The following is a 15867-nucleotide window of genomic DNA, read 5'->3' as shown; positions in this document are numbered from 1 at the left end:
CAGGCTAGATCCGGCCGCGAAAGCCCTCGCCGAGCACCTCGTGAACGTTGTTGATGATGATGAAGGCCTGGGGATCGATCGACTTGACCACCTCAATAAGGGTGGCGATCTCCTTACGGCTGACCACGGTATAGAGCACCTTGCGGGGCTCGTTGGTATAGACGCCCTGGGCGGCGATGGCGGTCGCCCCCCGTCCCATGTCCTGGACGATGTGCAGGGAGATCTCCTCGGGCTTGCCGGAGATGATCATCACCGAACGGGCATAATCAAATCCATCGATGATCACATCCACCAGATGGCTGGAGACGAAGAGCAGGAAGAAGGCGTACAGGGTCAGCACCAGGGCCGGGCGTTCGGAACTGAGGTGGCGGTACTGGATGACAAAGCCGGCGAAGCTGATGACCAGTGAATCGACGCCCATGAAGACCATGCCGGGTTTGAGTCCCCAGCGCTTTTGTCCGACGGCCGCAAGCACATCCGAGCCGGCGGTGCTACCGCGGAATTTGAAGATGATGCCGAGGCCGACCCCCAGCAAGACGCTGCCGATGAGAATGAGAAAGAGGAAATCGTGCTGGCGCAGGTTGATGATGGCCGGATGGTCGTGCAGGTGGATGAAGTCTAAGCCCGGAGCCTCTCCGCGCAGCAGGTCGATGAAAAAGGAGTTGGCGGTGAAGCCGACGAAGGTGCGGGCGCCAAATTGCTTGCCCAGTTCCCGGACACCCCAGATGTAGAGCGGGATATTCATGATCCACATCATCATGCCGACCGGAAACCGGTCGCCACTGAGATAGTGGAAAGCCATGGCAAGTCCGCTGACACCGCCGGGGACCACCTTGGCGTCCACCAGAAAGATGGCGATGCCGGAGGCCATGATAAAAGCCCCCAGGAGGATGGCCAGATAATCCCGGAAAAGGTGCCTCCGGTTGATGGATTGGATCAATTGCTTGGCTGCGACCATGCCGATGAAATCCTCGTGATGCGGTCCCTGACCGGTTCCGGAAACTATTGCACAAGACCAAATTTACCATTATTTTAGGATAAAAGCCAGACAATTTTTACGCTCGACATATAAAAGGAGATCCCATGATAGCGATACGCATGCACCAGACCGGCGGTGCGGATGTGCTGCAGCCGGAAGAGGTCGCCCTGCCGCAACCCGGCGCGGGTGAGGTCCGGGTCAAGCTGGAGGCGAGCGGCGTCAATTTCATCGATATTTATCACCGCACCGGCCTTTACACGGTGCCGCTGCCCTACACCCCCGGCCAGGAGGGCGCGGGGGAGGTGGATGCAGTGGGGGAGGGTGTGACTGCGCTGCGGCCCGGTGATCGGGTAGCCTGGGCGATGCATGCCGGCGGTTATGCCGAATATGCGGTGATCCCGACCTGGAAGCTGGTACGCCTCCCGGAGGGGATGGACGCCGGCCTCGCCGCGGCGATGCTGCTTCAGGGGATGACCGCCCACTATCTCGCCGTTGATACCTTCCCGCTCCAGCCCGGCGCGCAGGCGCTGATCCATGCCGCTGCGGGGGGGACCGGCCAGCTGCTGGTGCAGATCGCCCGGCTGCGCGGTGCCCGCGTAGTGGCGGTGGTTTCGACGGCGGAAAAAGCGGAGATCGCCCGCCGTTGCGGCGCCGAGGAGGTGGTGTTCTCGAGCGATCCCGAATGGCCGCAGCGCGCCCGGGCGTGGAGCGGCGGCCGCGGTGTCGATGTGGTCTTCGATTCGGTGGGCCGGGCCACCTTTGCGGGAAGCCTGGTCGCCCTCAGGGAGCGTGGCATGCTGGTGCTCTTCGGGCAAGCGAGTGGTCCGGTGCCGCCCTTCGATCCCGCCCGTCTTGCCACCGGCGGCTCGCTCTATCTCACCCGGCCAGTCCTGGCCCATTACGCCACCTCCGCCGCTGAGGTGCAGCGGCGCTGCGGCGATCTCTTCACCTGGCTGCAGGAGGGGTGTCTGCAGGTGGCGATTGCCCGGCGTTTCCTGCTGACCGAGGCGGCAGCGGCCCAGGCGTATCTTGCCTCCCGCCAGGCCCTGGGCAAGGTCCTGCTGGTACCTTGACCGGCCCTGCGCCCTTGCAGCCCTGTTTTTGGCATGCCCGTTGCAGGAGAAGGTTGAGACGGAACACACGCAGCCAGCAGCCGGCAATTCTATCCAACATAAAAACAATATGATAATTGAGGGAAGCCCAAGCCGCTGCAGTTTCCGTCTGGCCCGCGCAGGGGACATCAAGACCGCAGCGATGTCCCCTGCGACGGGACAAGGCCATGGAACAGGTGGCAGCGGCCGCCGGGAAGCGGTCCGGATGGCGGAGAGGGTGGTGAGGCGAGATGGGATGGAGAGGAGGGTGGGCGGCCGCATGCGCCATTTGGCTGGTGATAGCGCCGGCCGGCCTGGAGGCGGCCTGGCTGGAAAAGGTGCCAATAGACCTGCAGCAGCCGGACGGCCGGGTGTTCATGGCATACATGACCGGGGATGAATTCTGCAACTGGCTGCACGACGCGGCGGGCTACCCCCTTCTCAAGGAGAGCGGCGGATGGTATGTCTACGCCCGTCGTTCCGGTGTGGCCCTGCTGCCGACAACCTTGCACGCCGGTTCCACTGATCCGGCCGAGGCGGGATTGATGCCCGGCATCCCGCTGGCCGCTGAAAAACTGGAACTGGCGAGGCAGAAGTATTGGCAGGCGCCGGCCCTGGTGTCCCGGATCGCAGCTCAGACCGCGCCCAAATCGGGCGTGCTAGAGAACCTGGTCGTCTTCATCCGTTGCAGTGATGACCCCGAATTCGGCGACGCCGCTGCAATCTACGAGACCTCCTTCAACAGCAGCGGCGTGGGTGTCAACTCTGTCGTCAATTATTTCCGTGAGGTCTCTTACCACCAGTTGACCGTGCGATCCCATTTCCTTCCGCTGCCCGGGGAGACTATCCTCTCGTGGCAGGATGCCCACCAACGCGGCTATTTCAAGCCCCGGAGCGACAATCCCCTGGGCTATGCCGACGAGGCCGAGCGTACCCGCCGCGAACAAACCCTGATTCGCGATGCCCTCGAGGCGGTCAAGAGCCAGGTTCCCTCCAGCCTCAATCTGGATGCAGATGGAGACGGCTTGATCGATAATATTGTGATCATCCTCCAGGGTACACCGTCGGCCTGGAACACTCTGCTCTGGCCGCATGCCTGGGCTCTCTATCAGTACGCGGTGACCATCAACGGCAAGCGGGCCTACTCCTATAATCTGCAGACCCAGAGTTTCGTCAGCAACGGCAGTACCCAAACCCTGGTACATGAAATGCTCCACAATATCGGCTTTCCCGATCTCTACCATTATTCCTATGACGGCCTCAATCCTGTCGGGGTTTGGGACGTCATGGCCAGTCCTACCGATCCGCCGCAGCATCCGGGCGCCTGGTGCAAATACAAATACGGACACTGGATTGGCGCCTTGCCGGAGATCTCCGGCAACGGCACCTACACCCTGAATCCCCTGACCAATGCCACGAGCAATGCGTTCCGCATTCCCTCCCCAGCGGTTCCCGATGGCGGGCAGTTTTACGTGGTTGAGTACCGGCGCCGGGCCGGCAGCTTGTTCGAGTCGGCGCTGCCCGATGCGGGTTTGCTGCTCTATCGCATCGACCAGCGTGATCCCGGCCATGAGGGCGACGGCGCCCTGCCGGATGAGGTCTATATTTACCGGCCCAACGGCACACCCATCGCGAACGGCAGTTTGTGGAGTGCTTCCTTGAGTGTGGAATCCGGGCGGACTGCCATCAACGATGACACCAATCCGGCGCCTTTCCTCGCCGATGGCGCGCCCGGTCATCTCGATCTGTTCGGGGTCGGCGCGGCCGGGGAGACAATCTCATTCTCCCTCGCCATGCAGCTCCCCGAAGCACCCACGCCGCTGAATCCCGCCAATCGCGCCCGGGACATCCCGCGTTCGGTGGTTTTTTCCTGGCAGGCCGCTCCGGGAGCGCTCTCCTATCACCTCCAGCTCGCCGCGGATTCCACATTCAGCCAACCGCTCGTCGACACACCGGGCCTGACGCTGCTCTTCTGGCCGGTCAACGGCCTGGAGGCTGCTACCACCTATTATTGGCGTCTGCGCGCTTCGAGCTCTCGCGGCGCGGGCGGATGGTCGCCGGCGTGGCGTTTTACCACCCTGCAGCCGGCCGATTTGCCGGTCGAGCTGCTTTCCTTTTCCGCGTCTGCGGAGACAGATGGGATTGTGCTGGAATGGACTACGGCCACTGAGACCGAAAACTTCGGCTTTGAGATCGAACGCCGCAAGGGAGAGGCCGAAACCGCGAGCTCCTGGGAAAAGATTGGATTCCGCGAGGGGCACGGCAACAGCAGCAGCCGGCAGAGCTACCATTTTCTTGATCCCATCCGCACCGCGGGAACCTATGGCTACCGGCTCAGGCAGCTCGATTTCGACGGCACAGCGTTCTATCATCCGGCGCGGGAGGTGACCTGGACTCAGCCCCAGGCCTTTTCGCTCGGACCAAATTGTCCTAATCCCTTCAATCCAGCGACGACGATCACCTACCACCTGGCGGAAGGCGGCGAGGTCTTCCTGGGGATCTACAACAGCCGCGGCCAGCTTGTGCGGCGGCTGGCGACGGGCCCGCAGCAAGCCGGCTCCTATGCGGTGCGCTGGGATGGCTGCGATGAGACGGGGATTCCGGCCGCTAGCGGCGTCTATTATAGCCTCCTGAGATGCGGCAATAAGGCCGATCGCCGCTCTATGATGCTGCTGCGTTGAGGGGCATAAATTTTCTTGCATTTGTCCCCCGTTATGATGAAATTCTCTTGAACCGTCCGGATAGACCCGGACCACAGACCAGGAATTTCATCCGAAGGGTGGGTAGCCATCGTGCCCGGCAGCAAGCCAGAGAAAATCGAGGGAAAAGCAGCGAAACGCAGGGGGGGCGCCTGCCCTGCCGAACCAGCGAGCCCGGCGCTTACCGAGGCGCCCGATTTCGCAGACTGGCAGCAGATGCAGGAGCAGCTGCGGCGCAAGGCGGAAGAGCTGGAGACGATCAACCGGATCGTCTCGCTCACCAATGCCTCGCTCGACCTGGAAACCATCCTGGAATCCGCCCTCGAAAGTGTCATCCATGCCGTGCAGGCTGATCTGGGTGTGATCTATTTATATGTCCCGGGAACTACCCTCAAGCTTGTCACCAGCCGGTATCGCGGTCTGAGCCCGAGCGAGGCGGAGGTGCTGGTCCCCACCCCGGAAGTCTCCACCCAGACTTGGCGGGCCATCCGCGAGCGCCGGGTCATCTATGTCCCCGACGTTCAAGCGGTGGAAAGCTTTCCGCCGCTTTACAGCCTGGGCATTTCCAGTTTTATCACCATCCCGCTCTACAGCAAGGATCTGCCCCTGGGATCGCTGAATCTGGGTATGCGCGACCGCAAGCCCCTGCGGCTGTTATCGATGGAAGCCCTGACCAGTATCGGCAACCAGATTGCTGTGGCGATTGACCATGCCGGGCTGCTGAAAAACCTGGAGCGCGAGAACGAGGAACGCCGCAAAGCTGAAGAAATGGCGCGTGAAAGCGAACTCCGTTATCGCCAGATCATCGATACCTCGCCGGAAGCCGTGGCCTTGACCGATGCCGCAGGAAATTACCAGATCGCCAATGACCGTTATGCGCACCTTTTCGGGTACGAAACCAGCGCCGCGTTTCTGGCGGCCAAACCGTGCGCTCGCCAGCTGATGACGCCTGAATTCTTGGCCGAATTGACGGCCCGGCTGCAGCAACTCGAGGTTGGCGACTCCATGCGGAACCTTCACGGCCAGATGGTGCGGCGGGATGGCACGCTCTTCACGGCGGAGATCAGCGCCTCGATGATCCGCGACCTGAGGGGAGAGATCAAAGCGGTCATCGGTATCGTCCGCGACATCACCGAACGCCAGTCCATGGAAGAGGCGCTGCGTAAGAGCGAAGAGCGCTATCGCACCCTGGCGGAGGCCGCCAATGACATGATCTTCATCATCGATGCGGAGGACCGCATCGTCTACGCTAACCGCTACGCCGCGAACCATTTCAATGTCGAGCCCGACGAGCTTGTCGACAGAGTCAGCACCCGTTTTTTCGGGGGTGACGCCAATAAAAGCCAGCTGATAAAACTGCACGAGGTTTTCAGGAGTGGCAAGCCGATTTATTTCGAGTCCAAAACCCCCTTTTGGGGACGGACACTCTGGCTGGGTACCTGGCTGGCGCCCATCTTCGACAAGGAGGGCCAGGTCTTACAGGTCCTTGGTGTAGCCCGTGATATCACTGAGTACAAACTGAATTCGCAACGCCTTGCAGAATCGGAGCAGCGCTTCCGTGAGACCATCGAGCGCTCGGTGGACGGCTATTATTTTCTCGACAAGGACGGTGCCATTACGGCATGGAATGAGGCCTTTGCCAGGATCCTCCAGATCAAGCCGGAGGAGATGGTGGACCTCCATCTCTTCAGTCGGGCAACGCCTGAAGTCCATTCGAAACTGGCCAAATTATTTGCCAAGGTCAAGGGGGGGCAGAACATCGCCAACGAGGAGATCAACGTCACTCTCTTCAGCGGCGAGATCCGCTGGCTCAGTTTTAATGCCCGCCGGGTGATCAAGGACGGCATTGTCATCGGGGTGGAGGGATTCGTGCGCGACGTCACCGAGCAGAAATTGGTGGCCGAAGCGCTGCGGATCAGCGAGGCACGATACCGCACCCTGTTTGACAGTATCCGCTATGAGGTGTACGGCATGGATCCGGAGGGGCGTTTCCGTGAGATCAATGCGGCCTTTCAGGAGGCCTGGGGACCGGTCCTGGGCTGTACCGTGAAGGAAGCGATCAAGGAGCGCACGGCCGCGCGTAATTTCAAGCAATTGGTCCGGCGGGTTCTTGCCACCCAGGTGACGGTGCAGGCCTCGTTCTCGCTGAAACGGGCGAGCGGTGTGGTTCATTATTCGGCAACGCTTAGCCCGGTTTTGACCAAAGACGGCCAGCTGATTGGTTTGGTCGGGATGAACCTGGATGTAACCGAGCAGGTGACGACTCTGGAAAGCTTGCGCCGCGTCTCCATGCGGCTGGTGCAGGTACAGGAGGAGGAGCGCCGCCGTATTGCGCGTGAGATTCACGACGCCCTCGGTCAGCATATGACTGCGCTCCAGCTTGAAATAGCTGCTGCCAGCCAGTCCCTGGGCACCAGGGGTGATGCCTCCAGGGCCCTTACGGACGCCCTCCAGACGATTGAGGAGTCGATCGAGCTGGCACAAAACCTCTGCTACGACTTGAGGCCGCCGCTGCTGGACGATTTCGGGCTCGAGGCCGCCCTGCGCGATTTGTTTTCTGAATTTCAGGAGAAATGGGGCATTCCCATCGAATTCGAGACAGAGACGCTCCATTCTTTACTCAGCCGGGATGCGGAGACCGCTCTTTTCCGGGTTACGCAGGAGGCGCTCACTAATGTGCTCAAGCACGCCCAGGCCAGGCGGATACGGATCCGCCTGCGGCGGGTCAAGCATAATATCGTCCTGCAGATCCAGGACGATGGACGGGGATTCGAGATGCAACAGATGCGTCGGCTCGAACGCAGCGGACATTATGGATTAATGACCATGAAGGAGAGAATTAAACTGCTGGGTGGTGAGTTCGAGGTGGAAAGTTCAAACGGCGGGGGTACGACGATCACCGCCCTGCTGCCCGCTGAATTGGGGGAGAAAGCATGAAACACAACCGGATCCTGCTCGCGGATGATCATGCCCTGCTGCGGGATGGACTGCGCATGGTGCTCTCCTCTGAGCCTGGGTTCGAGGTGATCGGCGAGGCTGAAGACGGCCTGAAAGCGATAGCTATGGCGGCTGAACTCCAGCCGGATGTGCTGTTGCTCGATGTTCAGATGCCGAACATGCGCGGCACCGAGGCCATTTCTGAAATCAAGCGCCTGGTTCCACAGATCCGGATCCTGGTACTGAGCATGCACGACCGGGAAGAGTATATCCTCGAAGCGCTCAGGAGCGGCGCCGACGGCTACATTCTCAAAAAATCAGCCGCATCCGAGCTGATCTCGGCTCTCCATCACGTCGTGGATGGCGAACTCTACCTCAGCCCCGCAATAGCGCGGCATGTGGTGCGCAAGTGGGTGCAGGATAGCCAATATCCTCCCCAGGCGATGTCAGCGGAATCGGAACTCTCCGACCGGGAGCGAATGGTGCTCAAACTAATCGCTGAAGGTCACTCCAACAAGGAGGCCGCGGAAATGCTGCATATCAGTCCTAAAACGATCGAGACCCACCGCGCCCGCATTATGGACAAGCTCGGTTTGCGGTCCGTCCCCGATCTGGTTCGGTACGCGATTAAAAACGGGCTGATCGAGCTCTAATTTGTTGCAATTGAATAAAAAAGGCTTTATATTAATAATGTAACGCGGTACCACTCCCGCACAGCAGCAGGAAAGGGGAGAATCCTTACACGATAATACATGATTTTCCCTATTGTTTGTTTCGCAGCCACGTTGTATATTATGTTGTTAAAAGAAACCTTTCTGTCTGGTTTAATGCCGGGCGTCCCCTCGGTTGTTGGTAACCCCCCTAATCCCAACGCCATGGACGGCTCGGCATTTTTTTTGCCCTGATAATTTTGCCCTCATAATGGATCGAAACGGTCGCGGCTCGCATAGCAGACCGGACAAATCCACTCCTCCGGCAGCTCATCAAAGGGCGTTCCCGGCGGAATGCCCCGTTCGGGATCCCCTTCCGCGGGATCGTAAACGAAACCGCAATTCGTGCAAATGTACTGCTCCATCACCTGTTCCTCCTTCTGCTGCTCCTGTTCCTTTTTCTGATTTCTTGTCCTCGATCCGGGTGTCACGACCGGATCAAAGCCTCCCCTCTCACTGGATATTGAAGTATTTGGCCTGCGGATGGTGCACGATGAACGCCGAGGTGGATTGCTCCGGTTCCATCTGGTCCCCTTCGGTCAGGGTCACGCCAATGCGTTCGGGCCGCAGGATCGCGAAAAGCTTGCGATTCTCTGCAAGGTCGGGACAGGCTGGGTACCCAAAGGAGTAGCGCGAACCGCGATATTTTTGCACAACCAACTCTTCCACACTGCTGCCGTCCTCCATTGTTATCCCCAGCTCTTCGCGCACCCGGCGGTGCCAGTATTCGGCGAGGGCCTCGGCGCTTTCCACGCTCAGTCCATGCAGCAGCAGATAGTCTTTATAGATGTTCTCCTGATAGAGCCGTTTGGTTTCTGTGCTGGCGCGATCTCCGACGGTCGCCACCTGCAGCGCAATGAGGTCCCGGCGGCCGGAAGAGCGTGGCAGAAAATAGTCGGCGATGCAACGGAACGGGGCCTGGCGCTCACGCGGAAAGGCAAAGCGCACCCATTCCGTTCCGTCTTCGGGATGGAGGAGGATCACCTCGTCCCCCTCGCTGTTGCAGGGATAATAGCCGTAGACCACCCGTGGCACTAGGAGCTTTTCCTGCTTGCAGCGCTTCTTGAGCGCCCTGAATTCGGGCAGAACGTGCTCCTCCAGCAGGGTCTGATATTCGGCCGCTGTCAGCTTGCCACGGCGGTAGCCCCAGCGGCCACGGAAGAGGACCGACTCGGTCAGATATCCGAAGACGGTGTCGAGATCGATCTCCTCGACGATCCGGTCGCCCCAGAAGGGCGGAACCGGGATATCGATGTCGCGGCGGATGGGGGCGAATTCCCGGGCTGGAGCCGGGGGCGCCGGTGCAGCGGCAGGACGTGGCGCCACGGCTGCGGACAGGGCGAGGGTGCCCTCACGCAGCCTGCCCATGGCTGCCAAACCCTCGAAAGCGTCGGCGCAGTAGACCACCGGGGCGTCATAAACCGGGGCGCAGACTCCCTCGACATAGCTGCGGGTGAGGGCGGCGCCGCCAAGTAGGACGGGCAGCCGCAAGCCGCGGCGCTGCAACTCCTCGAGATTCTCCCTCATCACCACCGTCGATTTGACCAGCAGGCCGCTCATGCCAAGGGCGTCGGCGCTTACTTCGCGGGCTTTATGGATCATGGTCTCGATTTCGCATTTGATGCCGAGGTTGTACACCTTATAACCGTTGTTGGTGAGGATGATGTCGACGAGATTCTTGCCGATGTCGTGGACATCGCCGCGTACGGTGGCCAGGACGATGCTGTTCTGCGACGGCACCTCGCTCCGGTCCATAAAGGGCTGGAGCTTGTCGACGGCGAATTTCATCACCTCAGCTGACTGCAGGACGAAGGGGAGCTGCATGCGGCCGCTGCCGAAGAGGTCGCCGACCTCGCGCATCGCTGGGATGAGCAGGGTGTTGATGATCTCCACTGCAGTGGCACTCTGCATGGCCTCCAGGAGCATTGGTTCGAGGCCGGAGCGGTTGCCGGCGATGATGCGTCGGCGGATGCGTTCCGCGATGGGGAGCTGGCTCTCGTCGCCGGCCGCCTCTGCCTGCTTGCCTGATTTTTTATCGAAATGATTGATGAAATCGAAGAGCGGATTCTCGCCACGGTTGTATATGAGATCACGGCAGTGTTCGAGATCCTCCGGATCGATCTGGTACAACGGGAGGATCTTTTTGACGTTGACGATGGCCAGATCGAGTCCCGCCTCGACCGCTTCGGCGAGGAAGACCGAGTTGAGGATTTCGCGGGCATGGGGGGCGAGGCCGAAAGATATGTTGCTGACCCCGAGCAGGGTGAAGACACCGGGCAGTTCTGCCTTGACGCGGCGGATGCCCTCAAGGGTGGCGATGCCGGCGGTTTTGAGGGAGGCATCGCCGCTGCCGAGAGTGAAAGTGAGGGTGTCAAAGATCAGATCCTGGGGTCGCAGGCCGTGACGGCCGACGGCGATGTCATAGAGACGACGGGCCACGGCTAGCTTGCGTTCGACTTCAAGGGCCATGCCCTGTTCGTCGATGGTCAGGGCGATGAGCGCGGCGCCGTAGCGCCTGGCAAGACCGCAGATTTTATCGGCTCGTGCTTCACCTTCCTCGAGGTTGATGGAATTGATGACCGCACGGCCGCCATAGCGCTGCAAGGCCTCTTCGAGGACGCGGACGTCGGTGGAGTCGATGAAGAGCGGCAGCTGCACCCGGGCCGCAAAGCGGCTGACGGCCTCGCGCATATCCGCCATCTCGTCGCGACCGGTATAGGCGACGCAAAGGTCGACGCCGTGCGCGCCGGTCTGTTGCTGCTCTATGCCGATCGCGACCACGCCGTCCCAGTCGTTCGCCAGTAGGTAATCGCGAAAGAGCTTGCTGCCGTTGGTGTTGGCGCGTTCGCCGACGAAGAAAGGGGCGGGTTCCTGCCGCAGGGTGACGCTGGTGAAGAGGGATGAGATCGCGGCGGCTGGCTGCGGCTGGCGGGGATGGGGCACGACGCCGGCGAGCTCTGCAGCGAGGCGGCGTATGTAGGTTGGGGTGGTGCCGCAGCAGCCGCCGGCCAGTTGCACACCCTCCTGGCGCACCATCGCCGCCAGATGACGGACGAATTCCTCCTCACCCAGGGCATAGACCATCTCGCCATTCACATTCTCCGGCAGTCCGGCGTTGGGCTGGCAGAGCACGGCGCCGGGGAATTCTGCGGCGATCTGCTGGATGTACGGCCGCATCGCTTCGGGCCCCGTGGCGCAATTCAAACCGAGAATGTCAATCCCATAGGGGGCCAGGGCAGCGAGGACGGCACTGATCTCAGAACCGACCAGCAGGGTACCGGTGGTCTCGACCGTCACCGAGACCGCCAGGGGAAGGTCACAGCCGAGCGCTTGCATCGCATCGCGGCAGGCGAGCAGCGCCGTCTTGATCTGCAGCAGATCCTGGCAGGTTTCGATCAGCAGCAGATCGGCCCCGCCCTCGATCAGCCCAAGGGCCTGTTCCAGATAGCTGGCGTGCAGTTCGCTGAAACGGATCTGGCCGAGGGAGATGAGTTTGGTCCCCGGCCCGATCGAGCCGGCCACATAACGCAGCGGGCCCCCCGCTGCGGCGGCCGCCCGCCGCGCGATTTCAGCGGCAGCGCGGTTGATGGCGCGGGTCTCTTCCTCCAGGCCGTATTCCGCCAGGACGATACGGTTGGCGCCAAAGGTGTTGGTTTCGACCACATCGGATCCCGCTGCGAAATAAGCCGCATGGATGGCGGCGATCCGCTCCGGGGCCGTGAGATTGAGAATCTCGTTGCAGCCTGTTTTGCCAGCCCATTCCGCGTCACGGATTGGCATCCCCTGGATCTGCGTGCCCATGGCACCGTCGAACAGGAGCACCCGGGGCTGCTGCAATTGCTCACGAAAGGTCATCGCTCTCCCTTCTGCTGATGGAATAAATCCCATGAAACTACTAAAATAATGGCAGTTTTTCAAGCCCTTAGTGGGAGAATGATTGCAGGACAGGCGAAAAATAACTATATTTTCCTCTGTTTGAAAACGCTCACCCGGAAAGGAATGCAATGGCGAGAGACACGGAAACGACCAGCGGGGATAATCGCCGCTTTTCACGGCTGGTGGAGATCATGGCCCTGCTGCGCAGCGAGCAGGGCTGCCCCTGGGATCGCGAACAGACGCACGCCTCGCTGCGCCAGCATCTGCTCGAGGAGGCCTACGAGGTCATCGAGACCATTGATGAGGGACGCTATGAGGAACTGGCGGGCGAACTCGGGGATGTGTTGCTGCAGGTGGTCTTTCACGCGCAGATGGCTGCCGAAGCGGGTCTCTTCACCATTGAAGACGTGCTCGAGCATATCAATAACAAGCTCGAGCGTCGTCATCCCCACATTTTTGGCGACGCTGTCATCAAGACCGCGGCGGAGCAGACCGTGGCCTGGGAACAATCCAAGCTGGCCACGGAGGGCAAGAAGTCGGCCATCGATGGAGTGCCCAAAGAACTGCCGGCATTGATCCGCGCCTATCGCATCCAGAACAAGGCGGCGGCGGTGGGTTTTGACTGGCCGGACGCGGGGCCGGTCTGGGACAAGATCCGCGAGGAGGTAGGTGAACTCGAGGAGGCGGTCGGCACTGCCAGCGCCGGGCGAATCAGCGACGAACTCGGGGATTTGCTCTTCTCCATCGTCAATGTCTCCCGATTCCTCAAGGTCAATCCTGAGGATGCCTTGCGCGGCACCATCGAGAAATTTTCCCGGCGATTTCACGCCGTGGAGGAGGAGTTGCACCGCCAGGGGCGGCGCATCGAGGATTCGAGCCTGACGGAAATGGACCGGATCTGGGACGAGGTCAAGCGGGAGGAGCGCTCCTAAAACAGGCCGCGCAGGGCTTCCCAGGACTCCTGCAATCCCTGCGAGAGCACCTTGGTGTGGCCGGTGACCGGCATGAAATTGGTGTCGCCATTCCAGCGCGGGACGATATGAAAATGGAGGTGCTCATCGATCCCCGCCCCCGCAACCTGGCCCAAATTCATCCCGATATTAAAGCCCTGAGGATGCATCTGCGCCCCCAGGACCTCGGTACAGCGGCCGAGCAGGGTCATCATCTCGAGCCGTTCTGATTCGGTCAGTCCGGCCAGATCGGCGGTATGACGGTAGGGGACGACCATGAGATGGCCGTTGTTGTAGGGATAAAAGTTCATGATGACGAAGCAGGAGGCACCGCGATGCAAGATCAGGTTCTCGCGGTCGCGCGCTTCGAGGGGTTTATCGCAAAAGATGCACCCCTCCGGTTTTTCCTGCAGGATATATTCCATGCGCCACGGCGCCCACAGCTTGTTCATACGCTCTCCTTTGCAATAAAAAGCCCTCCCCTGCGAACCAGCGGGAGGGCGTGTTGGTTGCGACCGTCCGCTTAATGCGCGGCGGCTTTTTCCGCCTGGGCTTCTGCGATGACCTTGGCCTCGACCTCTTTGGGCATCGGATCGTAGTGCGAGAATTTGCGCGTATACGAGGCGCGCCCTTGGGTCAAAGAGCGCAGGGTGCTGCTGTAGTTATGCAGTTCTGCGAGGGGAATCTTGGCCTTGACCACTTGGAAGCGGCCGATCGATTCCATGCCCATGATGCGGCCGCGGCGGCTGTTGAGGTCGCCCATGATGTCGCCCATATTCTCCTCGGGGCACTTGACCTCGATGTCGTAGATCGGCTCGAGCAGGATCGGCTTGGCCGACTGGACGCACATCTTGAATACCTCACGGCCGGCGATCTGGAAAGCGATGTCCTTCGAATCGACCGGGTGCTCCTTGCCGTCGTAGACGATGGCCTTGACATCGACGATGCGATAGCCGGCGATCGCGCCCTCCTCGAGGATCTGGCGGACACCCTTTTCGATAGAGGGGATAAACGGACCGGAGATGGAGCCGCCGACGATCTGGGATTCGAATTCGAATCCGGCACCGCGGGGCAGGGGCTCGATGCGCATCCAGACCTCGGCGAACTGGCCGGCGCCGCCTGTCTGCTTCTTGTGACGGTACTTCTCATCCGCCTTGCCCGTGATCGTCTCCCGGTAGGGGATCCGCGGCTTCTTCTGTTCCACCTCGACGCCATAGCGCTCCTTGAGGCGGTTGACGATCACGGCCAGATGGATCTCGCCCTGCCCGGAAAGGACCGTCTGCTTGAGTTCGGGATTGATTTCGATGGTGAAGCTTGGATCGGTCTCATTGAGGGTATGCAAGCCGCTCGAGATCTTGTCCTCATCGCCCTTGCTTTTCGGTGTCACCGCCACCTGGACCACCGGCTCGGGGAAGATCACCGCCGGGAACACTACCGGCTTCTTGCGGTCGGCCAGGGTGTTGTTGGTATGGGTGTTACGCAGCTTGACCAGGGCGGCGATATCGCCGGCGATGAGGGTGCCCATTTCCTTGCGGTTGCGGCCGTTGAGTTCGTAGATCTGGCCGATCTTTTCGGTGACGTTGTTGGAGGTATTGAGCACCTCGTCGCCCGATTTGATCTGGCCGGAGTAGACGCGGATGAGCGAGAGCTCGCCGACATGCATCTCGGAGAGGGTTTTGAAAATCAAGCCGCTGAAGGGAGCCTTGACATCCGTGGCCACCTCGACCGCGGTTCCGCCGGCATCGACAGCTGCGACGGCCGGCCGGTCGCTTGGAGCGGGACCGTAATCTGCGATGAAATCGAGCAGTGGGATGCTGCCGATGTTGCGATTCGCCGCACCGCAGAGCACCGGATAGATCGACGCGTTGCGGATGCCGGCGCGAAGGCCCCGGGTGATCTCCTCGGCTGTCAGCTCGCCGGCATCGAAGTACTTTTCGAGAATGGCGTCATCTGCCTCGGCTATCTTTTCAATCAGGGCATTGCGCATCTCATCGGCACGGCCTTTGAGGTCGGCAGGGATCTCTTCAATCTTGTATTTACCGCTGCCATCCGTCTGAAAGGTCAGCTTTTTCATCGTCAGCAGGTCGATGACGGCATCGAACCCCTCGCCCTCACTGGCGGGGAACTGCACCGGGATCACACTGAAACCATAGGCCTCCTGGGTCTCGGCGACCACCTTGCTGAAATCGGCGTGCTCCTTGTCGAGACGGTTGACGAAGAAAAGACGCGGCGATTTGTTCTTTTCGAGAACCTCCCAGGCCATATCGGTGCCGACCTCGATGCCGGAAACGCCGTTCAGCAAGACCACAGCCAGATCGGTAACGCGGATGCCACAGTACACCTCGCCGATGAAATCGGGGTACCCCGGGAGATCGAGGAGATTGAACTTGCACTTCTTCCAGTCGATGGTCATCAGGGCTGCACTGATGGATATCTTGCGATCGATTTCATCCTGGCGATAATCCGAGGTGGTGGTGCCGTCGTCGATGGTACCGAGACGCGTGACGGCGCCGGCGGCGAAAAGCATGCCTTCAACCAGTGTTGTTTTGCCTGTCGATTGGTGTGAGACCAGGCCGACATTGCGGATATCATTGGGGCCGTAATCTTTCACGATGGTTCTCCTTT

At 60.6% G+C, this 15867-nt stretch carries 10 protein-coding genes; 5 read left to right on the top strand and 5 right to left on the bottom strand.

The features are described from left to right. Window positions 1-4 precede the first annotated feature (4 nt). Complete coding sequence (locus PLH32_10305) at window positions 5-958, bottom strand: YitT family protein (GenBank protein ID HQJ64991.1); 954 nt, start codon at window positions 956-958, stop codon at window positions 5-7. Window positions 959-1083: 125 nt separating this feature from the next. Here PLH32_10305 and PLH32_10300 point away from each other — a divergent pair, with 125 nt between their 5' ends. From PLH32_10300 to PLH32_10285, 4 genes are all read left to right on the top strand, one after another. Further along, window positions 1084-2052: a quinone oxidoreductase gene (locus PLH32_10300; GenBank protein HQJ64990.1), complete on the top strand. Its 969-nt coding sequence runs from the start codon at window positions 1084-1086 to the stop codon at window positions 2050-2052. A 269-nt stretch (window positions 2053-2321) separates the two neighbouring features. Then, window positions 2322-4751: a M6 family metalloprotease domain-containing protein gene (locus tag PLH32_10295; GenBank protein HQJ64989.1), complete on the top strand. Its 2430-nt coding sequence runs from the start codon at window positions 2322-2324 to the stop codon at window positions 4749-4751. A gap of 111 nt (window positions 4752-4862) precedes the next feature. Further along, window positions 4863-7706 (top strand): PAS domain S-box protein, encoded by a 2844-nt coding sequence (locus PLH32_10290; GenBank protein HQJ64988.1) that lies wholly within the window; start codon window positions 4863-4865, stop codon window positions 7704-7706. Further along, on the top strand, window positions 7703-8359 hold the full coding sequence (locus PLH32_10285) for a response regulator transcription factor (GenBank protein HQJ64987.1): 657 nt from the start codon (window positions 7703-7705) through the stop codon (window positions 8357-8359). The genes PLH32_10290 and PLH32_10285 overlap by 4 nt, the downstream gene beginning before the upstream one ends. Window positions 8360-8622: 263 nt before the next feature. On the opposite strand, the gene PLH32_10280 is transcribed toward PLH32_10285, so the two are convergent. Continuing rightward, a complete protein-coding gene (locus PLH32_10280; protein ID HQJ64986.1) occupies window positions 8623-8781 on the bottom strand; it encodes a rubredoxin in 159 nt (52 codons plus the stop codon). A gap of 88 nt (window positions 8782-8869) precedes the next feature. Further along, the gene (metH, locus tag PLH32_10275; GenBank protein HQJ64985.1) at window positions 8870-12271 is read right to left on the bottom strand and encodes a methionine synthase; all 3402 of its coding nucleotides are present in this window, start codon (window positions 12269-12271) and stop codon (window positions 8870-8872) included. Between the two features lie 149 nt (window positions 12272-12420). On the opposite strand from metH, the gene mazG reads away from it, so the two are divergent. Further along, on the top strand, window positions 12421-13224 hold the full coding sequence (mazG, locus tag PLH32_10270; protein HQJ64984.1) for a nucleoside triphosphate pyrophosphohydrolase: 804 nt from the start codon (window positions 12421-12423) through the stop codon (window positions 13222-13224). Here mazG and PLH32_10265 read toward each other — a convergent pair. Both PLH32_10265 and fusA read right to left on the bottom strand, forming a co-directional pair. After that, complete coding sequence (locus PLH32_10265) at window positions 13221-13694, bottom strand: HIT domain-containing protein (protein HQJ64983.1); 474 nt, start codon at window positions 13692-13694, stop codon at window positions 13221-13223. The two genes, mazG and PLH32_10265, sit on opposite strands and share 4 nt — an antisense overlap. A 71-nt stretch (window positions 13695-13765) precedes the next feature. Beyond that, window positions 13766-15853 carry an elongation factor G gene (gene fusA / locus PLH32_10260; protein HQJ64982.1) on the bottom strand — a complete coding sequence of 696 codons (2088 nt, stop codon included), beginning with the start codon at window positions 15851-15853 and terminating at the stop codon, window positions 13766-13768. Between the last annotated feature and the right edge of the window lie 14 nt (window positions 15854-15867).

The organism is bacterium, from assembly GCA_035419245.1.
Lineage (GTDB): Bacteria > Zhuqueibacterota > Zhuqueibacteria > Residuimicrobiales > Residuimicrobiaceae > JAKPUX01.
The sequence above is the reverse complement of the archived record's forward strand: the minus strand, read 5'-3'. Positions and strand labels throughout refer to the sequence as shown.

Coding starts and splice junctions, on each gene's coding strand:
- PLH32_10285 (HQJ64987.1), top strand. CDS start 7,703: ATGAAACACAACCGGATCCTGCTCGCGGATGATCATGCCCTGCTGCGG.
- PLH32_10295 (HQJ64989.1), top strand. CDS start 2,322: ATGGGATGGAGAGGAGGGTGGGCGGCCGCATGCGCCATTTGGCTGGTG.
- mazG (HQJ64984.1), top strand. CDS start 12,421: ATGGCGAGAGACACGGAAACGACCAGCGGGGATAATCGCCGCTTTTCA.
- PLH32_10305 (HQJ64991.1), bottom strand. CDS start 958: ATGGTCGCAGCCAAGCAATTGATCCAATCCATCAACCGGAGGCACCTT.
- PLH32_10265 (HQJ64983.1), bottom strand. CDS start 13,694: ATGAACAAGCTGTGGGCGCCGTGGCGCATGGAATATATCCTGCAGGAA.
- PLH32_10300 (HQJ64990.1), top strand. CDS start 1,084: ATGATAGCGATACGCATGCACCAGACCGGCGGTGCGGATGTGCTGCAG.
- metH (HQJ64985.1), bottom strand. CDS start 12,271: ATGACCTTTCGTGAGCAATTGCAGCAGCCCCGGGTGCTCCTGTTCGAC.
- PLH32_10280 (HQJ64986.1), bottom strand. CDS start 8,781: ATGGAGCAGTACATTTGCACGAATTGCGGTTTCGTTTACGATCCCGCG.